Below are 20,748 nucleotides of genomic sequence, written 5' to 3'. Positions count from 1 at the left end.
TTATAATACCCACTTTCTAATGGCGTATGCAACGCCAGATTCATCATTTGATTTGGTAATATGTGTAGCAATTTTTTTAAGAGCTGGATTGCCATTCTCCATAACGACGGCATGTTCCACGACTTCTAGCATGGAACGGTCATTTTCCTCATCTCCGATGGCCATGGTTTCTTCTTGCTGGATTCCAAGTCGTTCAGCTAAATGAAGAAGGGCTGATCCCTTATTGGTTGTTTTCCCTAGAATTTCTAAATAAAAAGGAGCTGATTTGACCATGGTGAAGCGATCCTTAAATTCTTTAGGGATTTTTGCAATCGCATCATCCAGAATGTCTGGTTCATCGATATACATGGCCTTGACAAATTCTTTCTCACGAACTTCTTCAGGCGTCCGGTAATAAAGGGGCATATTGACCAGTTGAGATTCATGAATGGTGTAGCGTCCGATATCGCGATTGCTGGTATAGATGCCGTCTTTAGTAATAGCATGAGAGTGGATTTGGAGTTTGTTAGCAAGAGACTCGATATCGAGATAGTCCTCATAATCTAAAAGGTCTTTGATGAGTTCTTTTCCAGTAGCAGTTTCTTGCACCAGACCGCCATTAAAGGTAATGACATAGTCTCCAGGATCCATCAAATGGAGTCCTTTTAAAAGTTTTGAGACCCCTGCAATAGGACGACCGGTTGTGATCACGATTTTAACGTCTGCGGCTTTAGCGTCTTGAATGGCTTCAAATACAGAAGGTGTGATCTCTTTTTTTGAATTGAGAAGTGTACCGTCGATATCGATCGCAACTAATTTAATGGACATCCGTCTCTCCTGTAAAATAATCATTGGTGATATAGGAAGTGAATTCCTCTACTTGCTTACTGAAAAGTCCATTAACCTCCAGCATTTCTTTTGGGAAATAGAAGCGGTTGTCCCCATAGCGAGTTCCTGCTAAAGCAGCGACGAGTGGAGACAACTGAGACAATTCAGCGAGACTCCCATCTTTTCGGATCATCTCGATCTGGGTCCGTGGTTTTTCAAGCTCTGGTCGATAAATATCGTAAGGCAGGTCAAAATTTTGATGAATAGCTGTGTAGTAGGTTGGATTAAAGCCAACCTCTTTAATCAGTTTTTCAAGGATTGCTAAGTCTTTTCGCTTATCTTCTGTAAATAGAATCGATTTGAAGACTTTCCGATTAATATAGCGCTGAGCAAGATCAGACAGGATGGTATCCGGGCTATCCATCCAGACTTGGAAATAGGTATTCATCACACCGTCATCTAGATTTAGGTAGTCTTGAATGGTGACCTCTTCTTCAAAAAATGGAATCAAGCGAGGTGAAGTCAGTTGAAAATACTCTTTCTGATCTGGATAAATGGTTCTAGCGCGTTTGAGTAGATTTTGAAGGAGGACTTCCATGGCACGAGTAGCCGGGTGGAAGTAGACCTGCATATACATTTGGTAACGGCTGACCACGTAATCCTCGACAGCGTGCATGCCATTTTGTTGGAAGGCAATACCATTTTCAATCGGTCGAATGACACGCAAAATACGGGTCAAGTCAAATTTTCCATAGGAAGCACCCGTAAAATAGGCATCCCGCAGTAAATAATCCATCCGGTCCACATCAATTTGACTAGAAATCAATTGCACCACTTGTTTATTGGGATAGGTATGATCAATGACGCTGGCTACACGGTTTGGGAAATCAGGTGCTACCTGTAAGAGGATTTGATTGACCTCCGTCTCTGGACTGGTGATGATCAGCTGGGTCATCTTTTCATGATCGGTTCCAAAGAGTCCTTCGAAGGTATGAGAATAGGCACCATGTCCAATGTCATGAAGAAGAGCGGCTGTCATGGTCAGTAAGTTTTCATCAGAATTCCATTGCTCTGCATACTTTTCCTCAAAAATAGACAGAATACGTCTTGAAATTTCATAGGCGCCAAGACAGTGAGAAAAACGACTATGCTCCCCACCGTGGAAGGTAAAACCAGATGTCCCCAGTTGTTTGATGCGGCGTAGTCGTTGAAATTCTTTACTATTAATTAATTGATAAATGATGGGATGATCCACATGAACGTAATCATGAACGGGATCGCGAAAGACTTTTTCATTCATGGGTCTATTATAGCAAAAAAAAGCCTATTTTGCGATCTAGAGGCTAATAGGGGCAGTCAAAATGCGTAAAATTTGATAGAATAGTAAGGCAAGAAAAGAAGAGAAGGAGACAAAGATGCAGATTCGCATTCAAAATACCATTCGATTTGGAGAAGAAATGGAAATTGTTGATCAGTACTATCAAGGTGAATGGAAGGAAAAAGCAGGTTTTCAATATCTCTTGTATACCAATGAAGAAGATGAAAAGGTTGCTTTGAAATTTTCCAATGATGAATTGGTCATGACACGATTCTCAAGTCCTAAATCCATCATGCGTTTCTACAAAAATGAATATGGTGGGGCAATCATCCCAACTCCGATGGGCATTCAGCAGTTTTTGATTACAACAGACCTCTTTCAATTAGAAGCAGGTCATTTGCAAGTCTCTTATCGCTTGTTAACTCTCGATGGAGAACAGGAATTTGCCGATTATCAATTACTGGTGGAATGGGAAGAATAATCCTCATTAAATTATTAGAGATCCCGCTTGCTTTATTCTATAAAAATGGTATAATAAAACCACTCAAGGGAGTAGCTGGCGGTTTTCCGCGATAGTGTCGTCATTACGAAATTATTTCCGGCACTATATTAAACGGCGAGACTTGTTTTTTCAAACAGGTCTCTTTTTTGTGCAAAAGAGACCTAGTAGAAAGCTATAAGGAGGAAATTATTTTGTCAAAAGAACAAAATAAAGCTTTGTTTTATACACAGAGTAAAGAAGAAGTTCTAAAGGAATTGGACTCTTCAATTGAAGGCTTGTCAACTGCTCAAGCTCAAGAACGCTTAGCGACTTATGGTCGTAATGAGTTGGAAGAGGGAGAGAAACGTGGCCTACTAGCTAAATTCCTTGATCAATTTAAGGATTTGATGATTATCATCTTGCTTACGGCAGCGGCACTTTCTGTGATTACAGAAGGAATGGACGGTCTAACGGATGCCATTATCATCTTGGCTGTTGTAGTCTTGAATGCTGCCTTTGGGGTTTACCAAGAAGGGCAAGCAGAAGCAGCCATTGAAGCTCTGAAAAATATGTCTAGCCCGATGGCTCGTGTTCGTCGTGATGGTCATGTTATTGAGATTGACTCAAAAGAATTGGTGCCTGGGGACATCGTCTTGCTTGAAGCTGGAGATGTGGTGCCTGCCGATATGCGTTTGCTTGAAGCGGCGTCTCTTAAAATCGAAGAAGCTGCTCTTACTGGTGAGTCTGTACCGGTTGAAAAGGATATTACTCAAATGGTAGAAGCAGATGCTGGTATTGGGGACCGAGTTAATATGGGTTACCAAAACTCAAACGTAACTTACGGTCGTGGTATTGGTGTCGTGACAAACACTGGTATGTACACAGAAGTTGGTAAGATTGCAGATATGTTGGCTAATGCCGACGAGACAGAGACACCGTTGAAGCAAAGCTTGGAACAATTATCTAAGGCCTTGACTTACTTAATCATTGTGATTGCAGTGATTACCTTCTTGGTTGGTGTCTTTGTTCGTGGCGAACACCCATTAGAAGGCTTGATGGTGGCGGTTGCCCTTGCGGTTGCAGCTATTCCAGAAGGTCTCCCTGCCATTGTAACCATCGTTCTATCTTTGGGAACTACAACCCTTGCAAAACGTAATTCGATTGTCCGTAAATTGCCAGCGGTTGAAACGCTTGGTTCAACAGAAATCATTGCATCTGATAAAACAGGTACTTTGACCATGAACCAAATGACGGTTGAAAAAGTTTATACCAACGGTCAATTGCAAAGCTCGGCATCTGAAATTGCTGCTAACAACAATACGCTACGTATCATGAACTTTGCCAATGACACTAAGGTGGACCCATCTGGCAAGCTGATTGGGGATCCAACGGAGACAGCTCTTGTACAGTTTGGTTTGGACCACAACTTTGATGTTCGTGAAGTCTTGAAGGATGAGCCACGTGTGGCTGAATTGCCATTTGACTCAGACCGTAAACTCATGTCTACCATTCATAAGGAAGCAGACGGTTCTTACTTTATCGCTGTCAAGGGTGCTCCTGATCAATTGCTCAAGCGCGTGACTCGTATTGAAGTCAATGGGGAAGTTCGTCCAATCACAGAAGAGGATAAAAATGCTATCCTTGCAACCAACAAAGACTTGGCTAAACAAGCCCTTCGTGTCTTGATGATGGCTTATAAGACAAGCCATGAAATTCCAACCTTGGAATCTGAAATCGTTGAGTCTGATCTCATTTTCTCTGGTTTGGTCGGCATGATTGACCCTGAGCGCCCAGAAGCTGCAGAAGCTGTACGTGTCGCTAAAGAAGCAGGTATCCGCCCAATCATGATTACGGGTGACCACCAAGATACAGCTGAAGCTATTGCCAAACGTCTCGGAATCATCGATCCAAATGATACAGAAGACCATGTCTTCACTGGTGCTGAATTGAATGAACTCACTGATGAAGAATTCCAAAAAGTCTTCAAGCAATACTCTGTATACGCACGTGTATCACCTGAGCACAAGGTTCGCATCGTTAAAGCTTGGCAAAATGAAGGTAAGGTTGTCGCTATGACGGGTGATGGGGTCAACGATGCACCTTCACTTAAGACAGCTGACATCGGTATCGGTATGGGGATTACAGGTACAGAAGTTTCTAAAGGAGCATCTGATATGGTCCTTGCCGATGATAACTTTGCAACTATTATCGTAGCGGTTGAAGAAGGACGTAAGGTCTTCTCAAATATCCAAAAATCCATCCAATATCTCTTGTCTGCTAATATGGCTGAGGTCTTCACTATCTTCTTTGCAACCTTGTTTGGTTGGGATGTGTTGCAACCAGTGCATCTTCTCTGGATCAACTTGGTAACTGATACTTTACCAGCTATCGCCCTTGGGGTAGAGCCTGCTGAACCAGGTGTCATGACTCACAAACCTCGTGGGCGTAAGTCTAACTTCTTTGATGGTGGTGTCTTCGGAGCAATCATTTATCAAGGGATCTTCCAAACCATGCTAGTTTTAGGTGTTTATGGTTGGGCTCTTCTCTTCCCAGAGCACCAAAGTCATACTGAAATCCATGCGGATGCCCTTACCATGGCTTTTGCAACTCTCGGTTTGATCCAATTGCTCCATGCCTTTAACGTTAAGTCGGTTTACCAATCAATCTTTAAAGTGGGACTCTTTACGAACAAGACCTTTAACTGGTCTATTCCAGTTGCCTTCGTCCTCTTTGTGGTGACAATTTTGGTTCCTGGATTTAATAATCTCTTCCACGTTTCAAACTTGAGCTTGACTCAATGGATGGTTGTTGCCGTAGGAGCACTTATGATCGTGGTCCTTGTTGAGATTGTTAAAGCAGTCCAACGAGCGCTTGGAAAAGATAAAAACGCTATTTAAACAATCATGAAAAGTCATCTTCGGATGGCTTTTTTGCGGGCAAAATATACTGGGCATATTTCTTGAGGTACGTGTGGATTTTTGATAAACTAGTCAACAGTTTGAAGAAAGGAAACTTAGTTATGAAAAAGTTTTTTGCTGAAGTAATCGGCACATTTATGCTTGTCTTTATCGGGACTGGCGCAGTTGTTTTTGGAAATGGAACAGAAGGTCTGGGACATTTAGGAATAGCCTTGGCATTCGGTTTATCCATTGTTGCAGCAGCTTACTCAATTGGGACTGTTTCTGGTGCCCACTTGAACCCGGCTGTTTCGATTGCCATGTTTGTGAACAAACGCTTGTCTTCAAAGGACTTGGTTAATTATATTGCAGCTCAAGTAGTGGGGGCGGTTCTCGCATCTGCAACAGTACTCTTCCTCTTGTCAAATTCAGGTATGTCAACAGCTAGTCTTGGTGAAAATGCCCTAGCGAAGGGTGTGACTCCATTTGGCGGATTCTTGTTTGAAGTAATTGCTTCCTTTATCTTTATTTTGGTCATCATGACAGTGACATCAGCTACCAAAGGTAATGGCAAGATCGCTGGTCTTGTGATCGGTTTGAGCTTGACTTTGATTATTCTTGTTGGTTTGAACATTACAGGACTTTCTGTTAACCCAGCTCGTAGCTTGGCACCTGCCCTCTTTGTTGGTGGTGCAGCCCTTCAACAAATTTGGATCTTTATCTTGGCTCCAATTGTCGGTGGTGTTCTGGCTGCAATCGTTGCAAAAAATCTCTTGGATACAGAAGAGTAAAAAAATTGGTTCCGAAGGAACCAATTTTTTTATAGTTCAAGGATCGCCATGGCTTGAGAAAATTCATGAGCGAGCTTTTTTTTCTTGTATGCTTTAAATTCGGGGAGGTCTTTGATTCTGCGATAGCGTTTGTAGGGATCGTATCGTTTTGAAAAATCATATTCAGGAAAAGCTTCGAAAAATTGTTTGCAGAGCTCCCATTCTCGGACATAGCCTAAAGGTCTAGCATGATAGGTGATGTTGTCAATCGTTGTTGCTGGCATTCGGTGGTGGCTATGACCAAAAATCACTTCTCTGACAGGATATTGCCTAAACAGATCATGAAAGGCTTGGCTACCTAGAAAAGCATTAAAGCGTTCAAAATAAGGGTGGCGCAGGAGAAACTGACTATGAGGAACAAAGTGCATGGCGATAATCAAGGGTTGATCCACTTGCATGAGCTCTTGTTCCAGCTCTTGCAAAAGATTTTTGGTAATGGCTGGATCAGATCCCCTTCGTTGGAGGCGTCTGTCAAACCAAAACAGATTCTTGGTTTGAAGATGTTTTTGGGGAGAGACGGTAGGAACAAAGCTGTAGTCATACCAGCCCGAAAAAGCAAGAAGCGTATGATTGGAGAAGGGAATCTTTTGAAATTCAAAAGGTCTTATGGCTTCTTCTGATAGGCCCAGCATATCATGATTTCCCAAGCTAAAGGTCACAGGAAGGTGACATTGAAGTTGGTCTAAAAATTCCTGTGAGGTCTTTTCAAAGCCGTTGGCAATATCTCCTGCAATATGGAGATGTTGAATTTTTTTGTCCTTGAAAAGAGTGATCAGGGTCTCTAATTCTTCTTTGCCGAAGTTGTTCGAATCAATATGTAAATCGGACATAAAAGCTACTGTTGTCATGCTACCAGTCTAGCATAAGAGGATCTTTTTTTCTAACATTTAGGTTACAAATGAATAGAAAAAATGCTGAAAATCAGCTGGCTTGGCAGTGGTCAACTAGCAGATCCAATATTGGAAGGTGGGCAAATAGTGAAGGTTATGATATAATAGACTAGATACATAGAAAGAGGTACTTATGGACATTTCAGAAATTCGTCAAAAAATTGACGCAAATCGTGAAAAATTAGCTTCTTTCAGGGGGTCTCTTTGACTTAGAGGCATTGGAAGAAGAAATTGCCATTTTCGAAAATAAAATGACAGAACCTGATTTTTGGGATGATAATATTGCTGCGCAAAAGACATCTCAAGAATTAAATGAACTCAAGCAGACCTATGAAAATTTCCATCAAATGGTGGATCTCTTTGATGAGTCAGAAATCTTACTGGACTTTTTGGCAGAAGACGATTCGGTCAAGGAAGAATTGATCGAGAAGTTGGAGGAGCTGGATAAACGTATGACCAGCTATGAGATGACCTTACTATTGTCTGAACCTTATGACAATAATAATGCCATCTTAGAAATCCACCCAGGTTCAGGAGGAACAGAAGCTCAGGACTGGGGCGACATGCTTCTTCGGATGTATACTCGTTTTGGAAATGCTCACGGCTTTAAAGTTGAAGTCTTGGACTATCAGGCTGGAGATGAGGCTGGAATCAAGTCTGTGACCTTATCTTTTGAAGGGCCACATGCATACGGTCTTCTGAAATCTGAAATGGGGGTACACCGTTTGGTTCGAATCTCTCCATTTGACTCTGCTAAACGGCGTCATACGTCTTTTACATCTGTTGAGGTTATGCCCGAATTAGACGATACCATCGAGGTTGAAGTTCGTGATGATGATATCAAGATGGATACCTTCCGCTCTGGTGGAGCTGGTGGACAAAACGTCAACAAGGTCTCTACAGGGGTGCGCTTGACCCACATTCCGACAGGGATTGTAGTGGCATCCACCGTGGATCGAACCCAATACGGGAACCGTGATCGTGCGATGAAGATGTTGCAGGCTAAACTCTACCAATTAGAGCAAGAGAAAAAAGCAGCAGAAGTGGATTCTCTAAAAGGGGATAAAAAAGAAATCACCTGGGGAAGTCAAATCCGCTCCTATGTTTTTACCCCTTACACCATGGTTAAGGATCACCGGACCAACTACGAAGTAGCGCAGGTAGACAAGGTGATGGATGGAGATATCGATGGCTTTATCGATGCCTACCTTAAATGGCGTCTCCAATAACCTCGAGGGAATCAACCAGAAAAGAATGAAAGGAATTTCATTACATGTCAATGATTGAAATGAAAGATGTTGTCAAAAAGTATGACAACGGGACGACGGCCCTTCGCGGGGTCTCTGTCCAAATTGAACCAGGAGAATTTGCCTACATCGTAGGACCTTCTGGTGCAGGGAAGTCGACCTTTATTCGACTTTTATACCGTGAAGTCAAACACGATAAAGGAAGTTTGAAAGTAGCTGATTTTGATTTGGATAAAATCAAAAAACGCGATATTCCTATGTTGCGACGCAATGTGGGAGTGGTCTTCCAAGATTATAAATTGCTTCCAAAGAAAACCGTTTATGAAAATATTGCCTACGCTATGCAAGTTATCGGTGAGCGCCGTCGCAATATTAAAAAGCGTGTGATGGAAGTTTTGGATCTTGTCGGATTGAAACACAAGGTCCGCTCATTCCCGAATGAATTGTCCGGTGGGGAGCAACAACGGATTGCGATTGCTCGTGCGATCGTCAACAATCCGAAAGTCTTGATTGCGGATGAGCCAACGGGGAACTTGGACCCAGATAATTCATGGGAAATCATGAATCTTTTGGAGCGGATTAATCTGCAAGGGACCACAGTATTGATGGCGACCCACAATAGCCAGATTGTAAATACTTTACGTCACCGTGTCATCGCGATTGAAAATGGTCGTGTAGTGCGTGATGAAGCGGAAGGAGAGTACGGATACGATGATTAGAAGATTTTTCCGACACTTAATCGAATCGCTTAAAAGCTTGAAACGAAATGGTTGGATGACGATTGCAGCGGTCAGCTCGGTTATGATTACCCTTAGCTTGGTTGCTATTTTCGCCTCAGTTATTGCCAATACCATCAAGCTTTCAGATGATATTCAAAACAGTGTGCGGGTTGTAGTATACATGCGCAAGGATATTCAAGATCAGAGCGAGCAGATTGAAAAAGACGGTCAAACCGTGACCAATGAAAACTACCATAAGGTCTACGATGCTCTGACAGCCATGAAGCATGTTGACAAGGTTGATTTTTCTAGCAAGGAAGAGCAGTATGATAAACTGATCAAAACGGCTGGGAACAACTGGAAGATTTTTGATGGAGATGCCAATCCTCTCTATGATGCTTATTATGTAGAGACAACAGCTCCTAAATATGTAAAGCAAGTTTCGGCTGATGCCAAAAAAATTGAAGGGGTCTCTGAAGTTAAAGATGGTGGGGTCGATACCCAACGCTTGTTTGCTCTTGGAACCTTCATCCGAAACTGGGGCTTGATTGGTGTAGCTTTATTGATCTTCATCGCAGTCTTCTTGATTTCAAATACCATTCGGATTACCATCATTTCACGTAGTCGTGAGATTAAGATTATGCGACTGGTAGGAGCAAAAAATGGCTATATTCGTGCACCATTCCTTTTAGAAGGTGCTTGGATCGGTCTTTTGGGAGCCTTGGTTCCTTCAGCTTTAGTCTTCTACGTTTATAATGTTGTCTATACATCTATGAACAATAATTTGGCAGATCAAAACTTGTATCTCTATAGTCCTCATCTCTTGGTACCGATCATGGTCGGTGGCCTCTTTGGATTAGGAATTTTGATTGGAGCGATTGGTTCTTCAATCTCCATGAGACGTTTTCTTAAGATATAATAAAAAAGCAAGTTCGCACTTGCTTTTTTTGTCTACTTTTATGAGGACAGGAAGGATGATAAGGACTCTTTAGGATTGTCTAAAGAAGGGATTGAACATCTTCTCGTGACCAATAGAAGTCTCAGGGCCATGACCCGGATAGACAGTGTAGGAAGATGGAAGGGTAAAGAGTTCTTCTCTGATACTGCTAAGCAACTGTGTCGCGTTCCCTGTTGGAAGATCGGTCCGTCCAATGGTTTCGCGAAAAAGGGCGTCACCGGATAGAACCAGGTGATCCTCAGGAAAGACGATGGAGACTCCTCCTGCAGAGTGGCCTGGTGTCTCCAGAACATAAAAGTGGAAATCAGCTATCTGGTAATCGGAGCGAATGTCATAAAGGAAGTCGGCCTCCTTGCATACAACATCTTCTAAATCCGCATGACGATCCAAACCAGATAAATTATCGACAGGAGAAGACAACCAACTGGCTTCTGCTGAATGGACATAAACAGGTGGGAAACGATAGGTTTGACGAACCTTTTCAAGACTCATAATGTGATCATAATGCGTATGGGTTAAAAGAATCGCTACGATTGGTTTTCCGATGCGATCTATTTGTTTTTGAATAGTCGCCCAGTCGCTACCTGGATCGACAAGAATGAGGGAGTGGTCATTTTCAAGGTAGTAGGTGTTTTCATAAGCTACAGGATTAACAGTACGATAGATTTTCATAAGGACTCCTTTCTAGAATAGTGTATCAAATTGCGAGGAAAATAACAGGATTGAAGTCAGCCTGAAAGGAGAAAAAAATCTGCAGAGCTTGCTCAAACGTGATATAATTTTAAGTATTATGACAAGACAGAAACGGAAATATGCCATTGTGGATCTGGAAGCGACCAGTGCTGGAAGCAATGCTAAGATCATTCAGGTTGGGATTGTCATCATCGAAGATGGGAGGATTAGGCAATCCTATGAGACGGATGTGAATCCCCATGAACGATTGGATGAGCATATCAAACAATTGACTGGCCTGACAGATGCTCGCTTGAAAAAAGCACCAGAGTTTGCACAAGTGGCAAAAGAAATTTTTGAATTAATAGAAGATGCCGTCTTTGTGGCCCATAATGTCAAATTTGATGCGAATTTATTGGCAGAAGCCCTCTTTTGGGAAGGATTTGAGCTAACGACTCCTCGGATTGATACGGTTGAATTGTCTCAAATTTTCTATCCGACTTTAGAACGCTACAATTTAGGAGCGCTTGCGGCTGAACTGGAAATTGAGTTGTACCATGCTCACTCCGCTCTAGCGGATGCTATGGCAACAGCCCAGCTGCTGTTGAAATTGAGAGAGAAAATTGCGAGCTTACCAAGAGGATTGATCGAAAAACTTCTTTCGATGGCAGATTGTTTGATTTATGAATCACGACTCTTAATAGAAGATGCGCTTGAAGACAGTAGCCTTTTTTTACCAGCTCATTTAGTAGAGGTTCATGGTCTCTATCTGCGAAAGCCACAGCAGTTTTTAAAAAGTCGTCATTTGTCTGAACAGTTTGAACTCAATATGCAGCTGTTGGGAATGGAGGCTTATCCGGAGCAGAGAGAATTTGTTGCCTATATCGAGGACAGTTTGCAACAGCCACTTCCGAGTTTTATTGAAGCGCCAACGGGTATTGGGAAGACCTATGCCTATCTATTAACGCTTTTGGCGAAAACCTCCAAACGCATTCTTGTCAGTGTTCCGACTAAAATTCTTCAGGATCAAATTATGAAGAAGGAAGGAAAGACCATCCAAGATCTTTTCCAAATTCCCTTTCATAGCCTGAAAAGTCCCAAGGATTACATCCAACTCGATAAATTTTATGAGGCCTTACAGAGTGAGTCAGATAATGGGATGATCCGACGCTTTAAAATGCAACTGTTGGTTTGGCTGACGATGACGGAAACGGGAGAGCTCAGTGAAATTGGTCAACTCTATCGTCATCTTCATTTTGTAGCTGACATTTGCCACGATGGCCAATTGTCGAAACGTTCGCTTTTTTATCAGGAAGATTTTTGGTGCCTCGGCCAGGAAAAAGTGAAAACAAGCCGGGTAATTCTGACCAATCATGCCTATCTGTTAACTCGTCTAGAAGATGATAAGAGTCTACTTCAAGAATCTGTTCTGGTAGTGGATGAAGCGCAAAAACTCTTCTTTGCTTTGGAGCAGTTTTCACAGAGAGAAGAAACCTTGCAATCTCTTCTTCTAAGCTTGCAACACGCCATCGAAGAGGAAAAAGATCTGCTGCAACGGCGTTTGCTGGAAAGTATTCAATTTGAATTAAATGCCTGCTCTAAGGAAGTTGTACAAGGAAAAACAGCGATCTTATCAGATCAAACAGTGGCAAAAATTCGACAGGATGTCTCAGAATTAAAAAACGAATCATTAGAGAATCTAAGGGAATTGTTTGATGAGCGCTACCAAACCTTTTGGATGGACAAGGAAGTGGTCGAAAGCCACCAGATTCTTCGTCTCCACGGAGGAGTTGAGGACTTGCTATCCTTTAAGGAGTTTGTTCCTGAAGAAGTGCCCGTGCTCTTTGTATCAGCAACGATCGCGATCAGTAAAAAGGTGCATTTACCTGCCCTTTTGGGATACCAAGAGCAGCAAATCTACCGGGTGCCAATAACAGTCAAACAACACCAGGAATTGTTAGTGCCGATAGATTTTCCAGATGTCGTTTCTTTATCTTCTGTGGAGTATGCAGGAGAAATTTGTCAGCTCATCGATGAACTTTTTCCTCTAAGAAAACCAATTTTTCTTTTGTTTACCTCAAAAGAATTGTTACTGGAGACGTCAAACGCCTTGAACTTTCCTCATTTGGCCCAGTATCGAAATGGCGATGCAGCTAATATTAAGCGACGATTTGACCGAGGAGAAAGCTCTATTTTATTGGGAACAGGAAGCTTTTGGGAGGGAGTCGATTTTTCCCAACAAAAAGAAGTGATTCAAATCATCACGCGCCTTCCTTTTGACAACCCTAAAGATTATATGGTTCAAAAGCTGAATACCCAACTCAGAGAACAGGGGAAAAATCCCTTTTATGACTATAGCCTTCCGGTCGCGATTTTAAGGCTCAAACAGGCTATTGGGAGAACCAGCCGTTTTCAAGACCAGGAATCGTTGGTCCTCTTATTGGATCAGCGGGTGGTGACCAAACGATATGGAAAACAAATTTTAGATGGCTTGCAGCAAGTGTTGCCCCTTCACACAACAGTGAGAGAGCGGCTTGTTGAGCAAGCAGCTGACTTTTTTGAAAGGAATTGAGAGAATGAAAAATAAAGGATTTGGACTTGCAATTGCATTTGTACTGGCTCTTTGTGCCATGTTATTGGGAACTTTCTTTCCCATCATTGGCTCCAGTGTCTTTGCTTTGATTTTAGGAATTGTCCTCAATGAATTAGTAGATTTGCCAGAGAATTCACGACCAGGACTGAACTGGTCTGGTAAGAAATTATTGCAGTATTCGATTATCTTCATGGGATTTAGCTTGCCGATTGCGACGGTTGCTTCTACAGGCTTGTCTTCTTTGAAGATTAGTCTGCCAACAATAACAGTTGCCTTTCTTGCAGCGATGATCTTTGGGAAAGTCTTCCATCTGAAATCTCACCTACGGACCTTAATTGGATTTGGAACGGCTATTTGTGGTGGATCTGCTATCGCAGCAGCTGCTCCGATCATTGAAGCAGACGAAGAGGAAATTGCCTTATCTATGTCAACTATCTTCTTCTTCAACATTTTGGCTGTCTTTATCTTTCCAGTATTAGGGCATGTATGGCATATGTCTAATTTTCAATTTGGCCTCTGGTCAGGAACAGCCATTAACGATACGTCATCAGTTGTAGCAGCAGCGTTTTCTTATAGTAAAGCGGCGGGTGAAATGGCGACCATTGTTAAGTTAACACGCGCCCTGATGATTGTACCAGTTTGTTTAGGCTTGATCGGTTTAAAATGGTATCGGAGCAAGCAACAAGGAAGAAACAAAGGAATGTTAAAGAAAATTATTCCTTGGTTCATCATCTGGTTTATTGTGGCTTCTATTCTTTCATCTATCGGCTTGGTACCTAAAGTGGTTCTTCCTTACCTTAAGGACCTTTCTCACCTCTTTATGGCCATGGCCTTGGTCGGAATCGGAAGCAAGGTTTCTTGGAAACAGTTCCGTGCAGCAGGAGCAGCCCCCCTTCTAGTAGGGTTGATTGCTTGGTTTTGTGTAGCAGGATCTAGCTTGATTCTACAAATGTTGTTCTATTAATTGATTTGATGATTCTCACAGAAAGGAACGTGAATGAAGAAACATCATTTTTGGACGATTCACCTGGATTATTCGATCATTGGGATTGTCTTCGCCCTTCTCATGCTTGGGATTTTATCTGTTTATGTAGCAGTTTCTCATGACTATCCCCAAATGGTGTGGCCTTTTTTAGGGCAGCAATTGGCCTGGATTGGTGTGGGATGCGTCATTTGCCTGATTGTGACCATTTTTAGCACGAAATTTCTTTGGAAAATCACTCCCTTTCTTTACCTGCTTGGCCTGGCCTTGATGGTTCTTCCCCTTGTTTTTTATAATCCCAACTTGGTAGCTTCAACAGGAGCTAAAAACTGGGTGGCTTATGGGAACATCACCTTATTTCAGCCCTCAGAATTTATGAAGATCCCCTTCATCCTGATGCTGTCACGCTCTATTGTCCGATTTTTGCAAAGAAATAAGGGGCGTGAGCGATTATTACGACAAGATTGGTTTTTGATTCTAGAGTTGACCATCTATACGATTCCGGTCTTTGCCTTATTGGCTCTCCAGCAGGACTTGGGAACGGCCTTAGTATTCTTGGCCATTTTTGCGGGCTTAGTGCTCGTTTCAGGAGTTTCCTGGAAAATTATCTTGCCGGTCATCTTGCTTTTAGCAGGTGGGTTAGCAGGCTTTCTCTTCCTCTTTCTTTCAGAAGGGGGGCGAGCTTTTCTGCACCAGCAAGTAGGGATGCCAACCTATCAGATGAACCGTATTTTAGCCTGGTTAAATCCTTTTGACTATGCACAAACCACCACCTACCAGCAGGCGCAAGGACAGTTAGCCATTGCAAGTGGTGGCCTCTTTGGGCAAGGCTTTAATGTCTCCAATTTATTGGTTCCCGTACGGGAAAGTGATATGATTTTTACAGTAGTAGCAGAAGACTTTGGCTTTGTTGGAGCTCTGGTGCTGTTGAATTTATATGTGACCCTGATTTACCGCATTTTAAAAATTACCCTCCAGTCCAATAACCAATTTTATACCTATATTTCCATTGGATTTATTATGATGCTGGTCTTTCATATTTTTGAAAATGTTGGAGCAGTAACGGGTCTTCTCCCTTTGACGGGGATTCCCCTCCCCTTTATCTCACAAGGTGGGTCCTCTATTATTAGTAATCTGATTGGTATTGGTCTGGTCCTTTCAATATATAATCATAGTAGCAAAAAGAAAGAGCCAGAAGAAGGGCCTCCAATCCGTAAAAAAGTAGTCCTTAAAAAGGCGCAATAGATAGAAAGAAGGAATGAAAATGAAAAAAGTAGCAACGATTTTAGCAAACGGTTTTGAAGAAATTGAAGCCTTGACCATTGTCGATGTTTTGAGACGTGCTGGGATCGACTGTGACCTCGTTGGGATGGAAGAAACGGTCACAGGTTCTCACCAGATCACAGTGGAAGTAGATCGCCTTTGGAATGGGGACCTGTCAGATTATGATGGAATCTTCTTACCAGGTGGGATGCCAGGAGCTGCGAATTTGCGGGATAATCCGGAATTGATTGCAGCTCTTCAAGAAGAAAGTAGAAAAGGAAAAATCATTTCTGCGATTTGTGCAGCACCAATTGTCTTGGCACGTGCCGGCCTCTTAAAAGATAAACACTATACCTGTTACGATGGTTTTGAAGAAGAGATTCAAGATGGGCACTATCAGAAAGAAACAGTGGTGAAAGACGGGAATCTCTTGACCAGTCGTGGTCCTTCAACTGCGCTTGCCTTGGCTTATGCCTTGGTAGAGCAATTTGGAGGAGATGCCCAAAGCCTTCGTCAAGGAATGCTCTATCAAGATGTCTTTGGAGATGCTTAAAAGAGCTCTTTTGGACACCATATTTTCTGGTGAAAGTTTACATTCTATGACGGGAAATGACTTCTCTATGATTTAAAATGAAATGACCGTAAAAAATGGCTAAAATCCCCCCTAAATGAGGGTTTTAGCTTATTTTTTTTGTCCATTTGTGGTATAATATTGACTATGAATTATCATGATTTTATATGGGATCTTGGTGGGACGCTATTGGATAATTACGAAACGTCCACAAATGCCTTTGTAGCGACATTGAAGGACTTTCACATCCAAGCCGATCATGATTCTGTTTATGCAGCATTAAAAATCTCAACACAGGATGCAATTCAAACCTTTGCCCCTCATATTTCCAATTTTCGTACGGAATACAAGAAAAAAGAAGCCTTGGGCTTGCAAGAGCCGGTCTTATTTGAGGGAGCAAAAGAGTTACTAGAAGAGATCCAAGCACATGGAGGACGCCATTTTTTGGTATCTCATCGGGATCGCCAAGTTTTGACCCTTATTGAACAGACAGGCATTGCACCCTACTTTACGGAGATTGTAACAGCAGACGAGGGCTTTCCTCGAAAACCAGACCCAGCCTCTATGCTTTTTTTGAAGGAAAAATATGGCATTCAAGACGGTCTGGTCATCGGAGATCGTCCGATCGATATTGAAGCTGGGAAGGCTGCAGGGCTTTCAACCTATTTATTTGACACCATGCCCCACTTACACCAGTTTATATTTGAATAGAAAAGGGAAATTATGACAGAGGATAAACAGCAAGAAATTCAAGCGCAAGAATATGATGCCAGTCAGATTCAGGTCTTGGAAGGACTAGAAGCCGTTCGGATGCGTCCGGGGATGTATATTGGTTCTACCTCAAAAGAAGGTCTTCATCATCTGGTCTGGGAAATCGTAGATAACTCGATTGACGAAGCCTTAGCTGGTTTTGCTAGCCATATTGAAGTTTTCATTGAAGCAGATAATTCGATCACGGTTGTCGATGATGGTCGTGGGATCCCAGTGGATATCCAAGAAAAGACAGGTCGACCTGCCGTCGAAACTGTCTTTACCGTACTTCACGCAGGAGGAAAATTCGGCGGAGGCGGCTACAAGGTATCTGGTGGTCTTCACGGGGTAGGGTCATCCGTCGTGAATGCCCTCTCCACATCCCTCGATGTTCGCGTCTATAAAAATGGCAGTATCCATTACCAAGAGTATCGACGTGGACACGTTGTGGATGATTTGAAAGTCATCGGGGAGACAGATCGGACAGGGACAACCGTCCACTTTATTCCAGACCCAGAAATCTTCACGGAAACCACCGAGTATGATTTTGAAAAATTAAATAAACGGATTCAAGAATTAGCCTTTTTGAATCGTGGCTTGCGTATTTCTTTGACGGATAAGCGAGAAGGCCTGGAGCAAGAAAAGCATTACCACTACGAAGGTGGGATCTCTAGTTACGTCGAATACATCAATGAAAACAAAGATGTCATCTTTGAAAAACCAATCTACACAGATGGTGAAATGGATGATATTACCGTTGAAGTGGCTATGCAATATACCACAGGCTACCATGAGACGGTCATGAGTTTTGCCAATAACATTCATACCCATGAAGGTGGGACTCATGAACAGGGCTTCCGTACAGCTCTCACTCGTGTGATCAATGATTACGCTAAGAAAAATAAACTCTTAAAAGAAAACGAAGACAATCTAACTGGGGAAGATGTTCGAGAAGGCTTAACAGCAGTGATCTCGGTTAAACATCCAAATCCACAGTTTGAAGGACAAACCAAGACCAAACTTGGAAATTCAGAAGTTGTTAAGATTACCAATCGACTCTTTAGTGATGCCTTTTCTGATTTCCTTTTGGAAAATCCGCAAATTGCTAAGAAAATCGTCGAAAAAGGGATTTTAGCGGCGAAAGCTCGCGTAGCTGCTAAGCGAGCGCGTGAGGTGACCCGTAAGAAATCAGGGCTTGAGATTTCCAACCTACCTGGTAAATTGGCAGATTGCTCTTCAAATAATCCACAAGAAACAGAACTCTTTATCGTCGAAGGGGATTCAGCCGGAGGATCTGCAAAATCTGGTCGAAATCGGGAATTCCAAGCGATTCTCCCAATCCGTGGTAAGATCTTGAACGTTGAAAAAGCCAGTATGGATAAAATTCTAGCCAATGAAGAGATCCGTAGTTTATTTACTGCTATGGGAACTGGATTTGGTGCCGAATTTGATGTTACAAAAGCGCGTTATCAAAAATTAGTCATCATGACCGATGCCGATGTCGATGGTGCTCATATCCGAACCCTTCTATTGACCTTGATCTATCGCTATATGAAACCAGTCTTGGAAGCGGGATATGTTTATATTGCGCAACCACCAATCTATGGGGTCAAAGTCGGTAGTGAAATCAAAGAATATATCCAACCTGGTGCCAACCAAGAAGCTGAATTAGCTGCAGCTATGGAACGTTATTCAGAAGGTCGCTCAAAACCAACCATCCAACGCTATAAAGGTCTTGGAGAAATGGATGATCACCAATTATGGGAAACAACCATGAATCCAGAACACCGCTTGATGGCACGAGTATCAGTAGACGATGCTGCGGAAGCAGATAAGATCTTTGATATGTTGATGGGGGACCGCGTGGAACCACGTCGTGAATTTATCGAAGAAAACGCTGAATATAGTACACTCGATGTATAAAATTCACCGAACGCTTCCCATTAATGGATATTTTATGGTATAATTACTAGGATTACGTTCAAGTAATACGATGAAGGAGTTTTTATATGTCTAGTGGACTAATTGTTCTCATCTTTATTGTCGCCCTTATCTTGATTGTAGGATATGTGGTTGCAGTCATTTTGAGAAAACGAAATGAAGCCTTACTGGCAGCACTGGAAGAACGAAAAGAAAAGTTATACAACCTTCCGGTCAACGATGAAGTAGAGGCCGTAAAAAACATGCATTTGATTGGTCAAAGTCAAATTGCATTTCGTGAATGGAATCAAAAATGGGTAGATTTATCCTTAAATTCATTTGCTGATATTGAAAACAATCTGTTTGAAGCGGAAGGCTATAACAATTCTTTCCGTTTCATGAAGGCTAAACAAGCCATTGACAATATCGAAAGTCAGATCCAATTGATCGACGAAGATATCAAGGCGATTCGCAAAGCCCTTTCTGATCTGGAAGAGCAGGAACAAAAGAATAGCGGTCGTGTGGTTCATGCCTTGGATATGTTTGAAGAACTTCAAAAAGAAGTCACTTCAGACCCAGATCGTTATGGCAGTGCGCTTCCTGAAATTGAAAAGCAAATTGGGAATATTCAATCTGAGTTTTCACAATTTGTCACCTTGAATTCTTCAGGTGACCCTGTTGAAGCGGCTGAAATCCTTGATACAGCTGAGAATCATATTGTGGCCTTAAAACAAATTGTTGAGCGAGTGCCAGAAATTGTCACTGCTCTTCAGTCAAAACTTCCAGACCAATTAGAGGATTTGGAAAGTGGCTACCGCAAGCTTTTGGAATCTGGCTACCACTTCACTGAAACAGATATTGAATCTCGTTTCCAACAGTTGCATGCTTCCTTGAAGAACAATATGGCAAATGTATCCGCGCTTGAATTGGACAATGCTATTTACGAAAATGAGCAAATTCAAGAGGAAATCGATGCATTGTATCACATCTTTACTCGTGAAATCGAATCACAAAAAGTCGTGAAGAAGTTAGTGAAACAACTGCCTGGCTATTTGAAACACGCAAAAGATAACAATAGCAACCTTGCAGCAGAAGTGGAACGCCTTGGTAAAACATTCGTCTTGAATGAAGCTTTCAGTCAACAATTAAAAGAGTTAGAAGCTGAGCTATCTTCACAAGAAAATGTGGTAGAAGATGCTTTGAAAGATTCATCTGAAACACAAAAAGCTTATTCTATCGTAGAAGAAGAGTTAGAAGCTATTGAGGCTCGCTTGAAAGAAATCGAAGATGAGCAAATCAGCTTAAGTGATTCCCTTTCAAAAATTGAAAAAGACGATGCCAATGCTCGCCAAAAAGTCAATATCTATGCCAACCGTTTGCATGCCATTAAACGCTATATGGACAAGCGAAACTTGCCAGGAATCCCTCAAGAATTCTTGGAATTATTCTTCACAGCAAGCAACAATACAGAGGCTTTGATGGATGAGTTGGAAGGGGATAAAATCAACATCGAATCAACCAATCGTTTGTTAGATATTTTGACCAATGATATGAATGAATTGGAAGAAGCGACTTATCGAATTGTACAAAATGCTACTTTAACAGAGCAGTTGTTGCAATACTCAAATCGCTATCGTTCCTTTGATGATCATGTGCAGGCAGCCTTTGACGAGTCACTCTATATTTTTGAAAGAGAATACGACTATGCAGCTTCCTTCAAAGTCATCTCAGATGCTTTGGAAATGGTAGAAGCTGGTGTAACCGATCGCTTTGTTACTTCCTATGAAAAAACCCGGGAGCAAATTCGCTTCTAATAACAAAAAAACGACTTTTTAGGAGGTCGTTTTTTT

17 protein-coding genes are annotated in these 20,748 nt (G+C 42.1%); 13 read left to right on the top strand and 4 right to left on the bottom strand.

Annotation, left to right across the window (positions count from 1 at the left end; translation table 11 throughout):
- Nucleotides 1–807 carry a sugar-phosphatase gene (gene yidA / locus NMM13_RS01200; protein ID WP_195189474.1) on the bottom strand — a complete coding sequence of 269 codons (807 nt, stop codon included), beginning with the start codon at nt 805–807 and terminating at the stop codon, nt 1–3.
- Nucleotides 797–2,107, bottom strand: a complete 1,311-nt coding sequence (locus NMM13_RS01195) for an HD domain-containing protein (protein ID WP_013903868.1) — start codon at nt 2,105–2,107, stop codon at nt 797–799. Before NMM13_RS01195 ends, yidA begins: the two co-directional genes overlap by 11 nt.
- A 115-nt stretch (nt 2,108–2,222) precedes the next feature.
- On the opposite strand from NMM13_RS01195, the gene NMM13_RS01190 reads away from it, so the two are divergent.
- From NMM13_RS01190 to NMM13_RS01180, 3 genes are all read left to right on the top strand, one after another.
- A complete protein-coding gene (locus NMM13_RS01190; RefSeq protein WP_254727038.1) occupies nt 2,223–2,606 on the top strand; it encodes a DUF1934 domain-containing protein in 384 nt (127 codons plus the stop codon).
- 212 nt (nt 2,607–2,818) lie between these two features.
- Nucleotides 2,819–5,503 (top strand): cation-translocating P-type ATPase, encoded by a 2,685-nt coding sequence (locus NMM13_RS01185; RefSeq protein WP_254727035.1) that lies wholly within the window; start codon nt 2,819–2,821, stop codon nt 5,501–5,503.
- A 122-nt stretch (nt 5,504–5,625) separates the two neighbouring features.
- On the top strand, nt 5,626–6,294 hold the full coding sequence (locus NMM13_RS01180; RefSeq protein ID WP_045759670.1) for an MIP/aquaporin family protein: 669 nt from the start codon (nt 5,626–5,628) through the stop codon (nt 6,292–6,294).
- A 29-nt stretch (nt 6,295–6,323) separates the two neighbouring features.
- Here NMM13_RS01180 and NMM13_RS01175 read toward each other — a convergent pair whose 3' ends face one another.
- Entirely contained in the window at nt 6,324–7,181 is an 858-nt protein-coding gene (locus tag NMM13_RS01175) for a metallophosphoesterase (RefSeq protein WP_155124736.1), read from the bottom strand.
- Between the two features lie 175 nt (nt 7,182–7,356).
- Here NMM13_RS01175 and prfB point away from each other — a divergent pair.
- The 3 genes from prfB to ftsX all read left to right on the top strand — a co-directional run bounded on the left by prfB (nt 7,357) and on the right by ftsX (nt 10,108).
- Nucleotides 7,357–8,452, top strand: a protein-coding gene (prfB, locus tag NMM13_RS01170) for a peptide chain release factor 2 (RefSeq protein ID WP_141754487.1) whose coding sequence is annotated in 2 segments (ribosomal slippage) — nt 7,357–7,428 and nt 7,430–8,452 — 1,095 coding nt in all. Because the reading frame shifts where the segments join, the coding sequence is not laid out codon by codon here.
- A gap of 44 nt (nt 8,453–8,496) precedes the next feature.
- Nucleotides 8,497–9,189, top strand: coding sequence for a cell division ATP-binding protein FtsE (gene ftsE / locus NMM13_RS01165; RefSeq protein ID WP_003008021.1), 693 nt, complete (start codon nt 8,497–8,499; stop codon nt 9,187–9,189).
- Entirely contained in the window at nt 9,182–10,108 is a 927-nt protein-coding gene (gene ftsX, locus NMM13_RS01160) for a permease-like cell division protein FtsX (protein WP_042759907.1), read from the top strand. The genes ftsE and ftsX overlap by 8 nt, the downstream gene beginning before the upstream one ends.
- 69 nt (nt 10,109–10,177) lie before the next feature.
- Here ftsX and NMM13_RS01155 read toward each other — a convergent pair whose 3' ends face one another.
- Entirely contained in the window at nt 10,178–10,819 is a 642-nt protein-coding gene (locus NMM13_RS01155; RefSeq protein ID WP_155124738.1) for an MBL fold metallo-hydrolase, read from the bottom strand.
- Nucleotides 10,820–10,937: 118 nt separating this feature from the next.
- On the opposite strand from NMM13_RS01155, the gene NMM13_RS01150 reads away from it, so the two are divergent.
- The 7 genes from NMM13_RS01150 (at nt 10,938) to ezrA (ending at nt 20,712) form a co-directional block, all read left to right on the top strand.
- A complete protein-coding gene (locus NMM13_RS01150; protein WP_254727032.1) occupies nt 10,938–13,391 on the top strand; it encodes a bifunctional DnaQ family exonuclease/ATP-dependent helicase in 2,454 nt (817 codons plus the stop codon).
- A gap of 4 nt (nt 13,392–13,395) precedes the next feature.
- Nucleotides 13,396–14,376 (top strand): YeiH family protein, encoded by a 981-nt coding sequence (locus NMM13_RS01145; protein WP_070448771.1) that lies wholly within the window; start codon nt 13,396–13,398, stop codon nt 14,374–14,376.
- A 33-nt stretch (nt 14,377–14,409) separates the two neighbouring features.
- Complete coding sequence (locus NMM13_RS01140; protein ID WP_254727029.1) at nt 14,410–15,639, top strand: FtsW/RodA/SpoVE family cell cycle protein; 1,230 nt, start codon at nt 14,410–14,412, stop codon at nt 15,637–15,639.
- Between the two features lie 19 nt (nt 15,640–15,658).
- A complete protein-coding gene (locus tag NMM13_RS01135) occupies nt 15,659–16,210 on the top strand; it encodes a DJ-1 family glyoxalase III (RefSeq protein ID WP_049486074.1) in 552 nt (183 codons plus the stop codon).
- Nucleotides 16,211–16,375: 165 nt separating this feature from the next.
- Entirely contained in the window at nt 16,376–16,939 is a 564-nt protein-coding gene (locus NMM13_RS01130; protein ID WP_134974090.1) for an HAD-IA family hydrolase, read from the top strand.
- A 12-nt stretch (nt 16,940–16,951) separates the two neighbouring features.
- Complete coding sequence (gene gyrB, locus NMM13_RS01125) at nt 16,952–18,901, top strand: DNA topoisomerase (ATP-hydrolyzing) subunit B (RefSeq protein WP_254727026.1); 1,950 nt, start codon at nt 16,952–16,954, stop codon at nt 18,899–18,901.
- Nucleotides 18,902–18,987: 86 nt separating this feature from the next.
- Entirely contained in the window at nt 18,988–20,712 is a 1,725-nt protein-coding gene (gene ezrA / locus NMM13_RS01120; protein ID WP_129299116.1) for a septation ring formation regulator EzrA, read from the top strand.
- Nucleotides 20,713–20,748: the final 36 nt, after the last annotated feature.

It is taken from the genome of Streptococcus sp. CF8_St5-11, assembly GCF_024295625.1.
GTDB lineage: Bacteria > Bacillota > Bacilli > Lactobacillales > Streptococcaceae > Streptococcus.
The sequence above is the reverse complement of the archived record's forward strand: the minus strand, read 5'-3'. Positions and strand labels throughout refer to the sequence as shown.

Coding starts and splice junctions, on each gene's coding strand:
- yidA (WP_195189474.1), bottom strand. CDS start 807: ATGTCCATTAAATTAGTTGCGATCGATATCGACGGTACACTTCTCAAT.
- NMM13_RS01195 (WP_013903868.1), bottom strand. CDS start 2,107: ATGAATGAAAAAGTCTTTCGCGATCCCGTTCATGATTACGTTCATGTG.
- NMM13_RS01190 (WP_254727038.1), top strand. CDS start 2,223: ATGCAGATTCGCATTCAAAATACCATTCGATTTGGAGAAGAAATGGAA.
- NMM13_RS01180 (WP_045759670.1), top strand. CDS start 5,626: ATGAAAAAGTTTTTTGCTGAAGTAATCGGCACATTTATGCTTGTCTTT.
- NMM13_RS01175 (WP_155124736.1), bottom strand. CDS start 7,181: ATGACAACAGTAGCTTTTATGTCCGATTTACATATTGATTCGAACAAC.
- ftsE (WP_003008021.1), top strand. CDS start 8,497: ATGTCAATGATTGAAATGAAAGATGTTGTCAAAAAGTATGACAACGGG.
- ftsX (WP_042759907.1), top strand. CDS start 9,182: ATGATTAGAAGATTTTTCCGACACTTAATCGAATCGCTTAAAAGCTTG.
- NMM13_RS01155 (WP_155124738.1), bottom strand. CDS start 10,819: ATGAAAATCTATCGTACTGTTAATCCTGTAGCTTATGAAAACACCTAC.
- NMM13_RS01150 (WP_254727032.1), top strand. CDS start 10,938: ATGACAAGACAGAAACGGAAATATGCCATTGTGGATCTGGAAGCGACC.
- NMM13_RS01145 (WP_070448771.1), top strand. CDS start 13,396: ATGAAAAATAAAGGATTTGGACTTGCAATTGCATTTGTACTGGCTCTT.
- NMM13_RS01140 (WP_254727029.1), top strand. CDS start 14,410: ATGAAGAAACATCATTTTTGGACGATTCACCTGGATTATTCGATCATT.
- NMM13_RS01135 (WP_049486074.1), top strand. CDS start 15,659: ATGAAAAAAGTAGCAACGATTTTAGCAAACGGTTTTGAAGAAATTGAA.
- NMM13_RS01130 (WP_134974090.1), top strand. CDS start 16,376: ATGAATTATCATGATTTTATATGGGATCTTGGTGGGACGCTATTGGAT.
- gyrB (WP_254727026.1), top strand. CDS start 16,952: ATGACAGAGGATAAACAGCAAGAAATTCAAGCGCAAGAATATGATGCC.
- ezrA (WP_129299116.1), top strand. CDS start 18,988: ATGTCTAGTGGACTAATTGTTCTCATCTTTATTGTCGCCCTTATCTTG.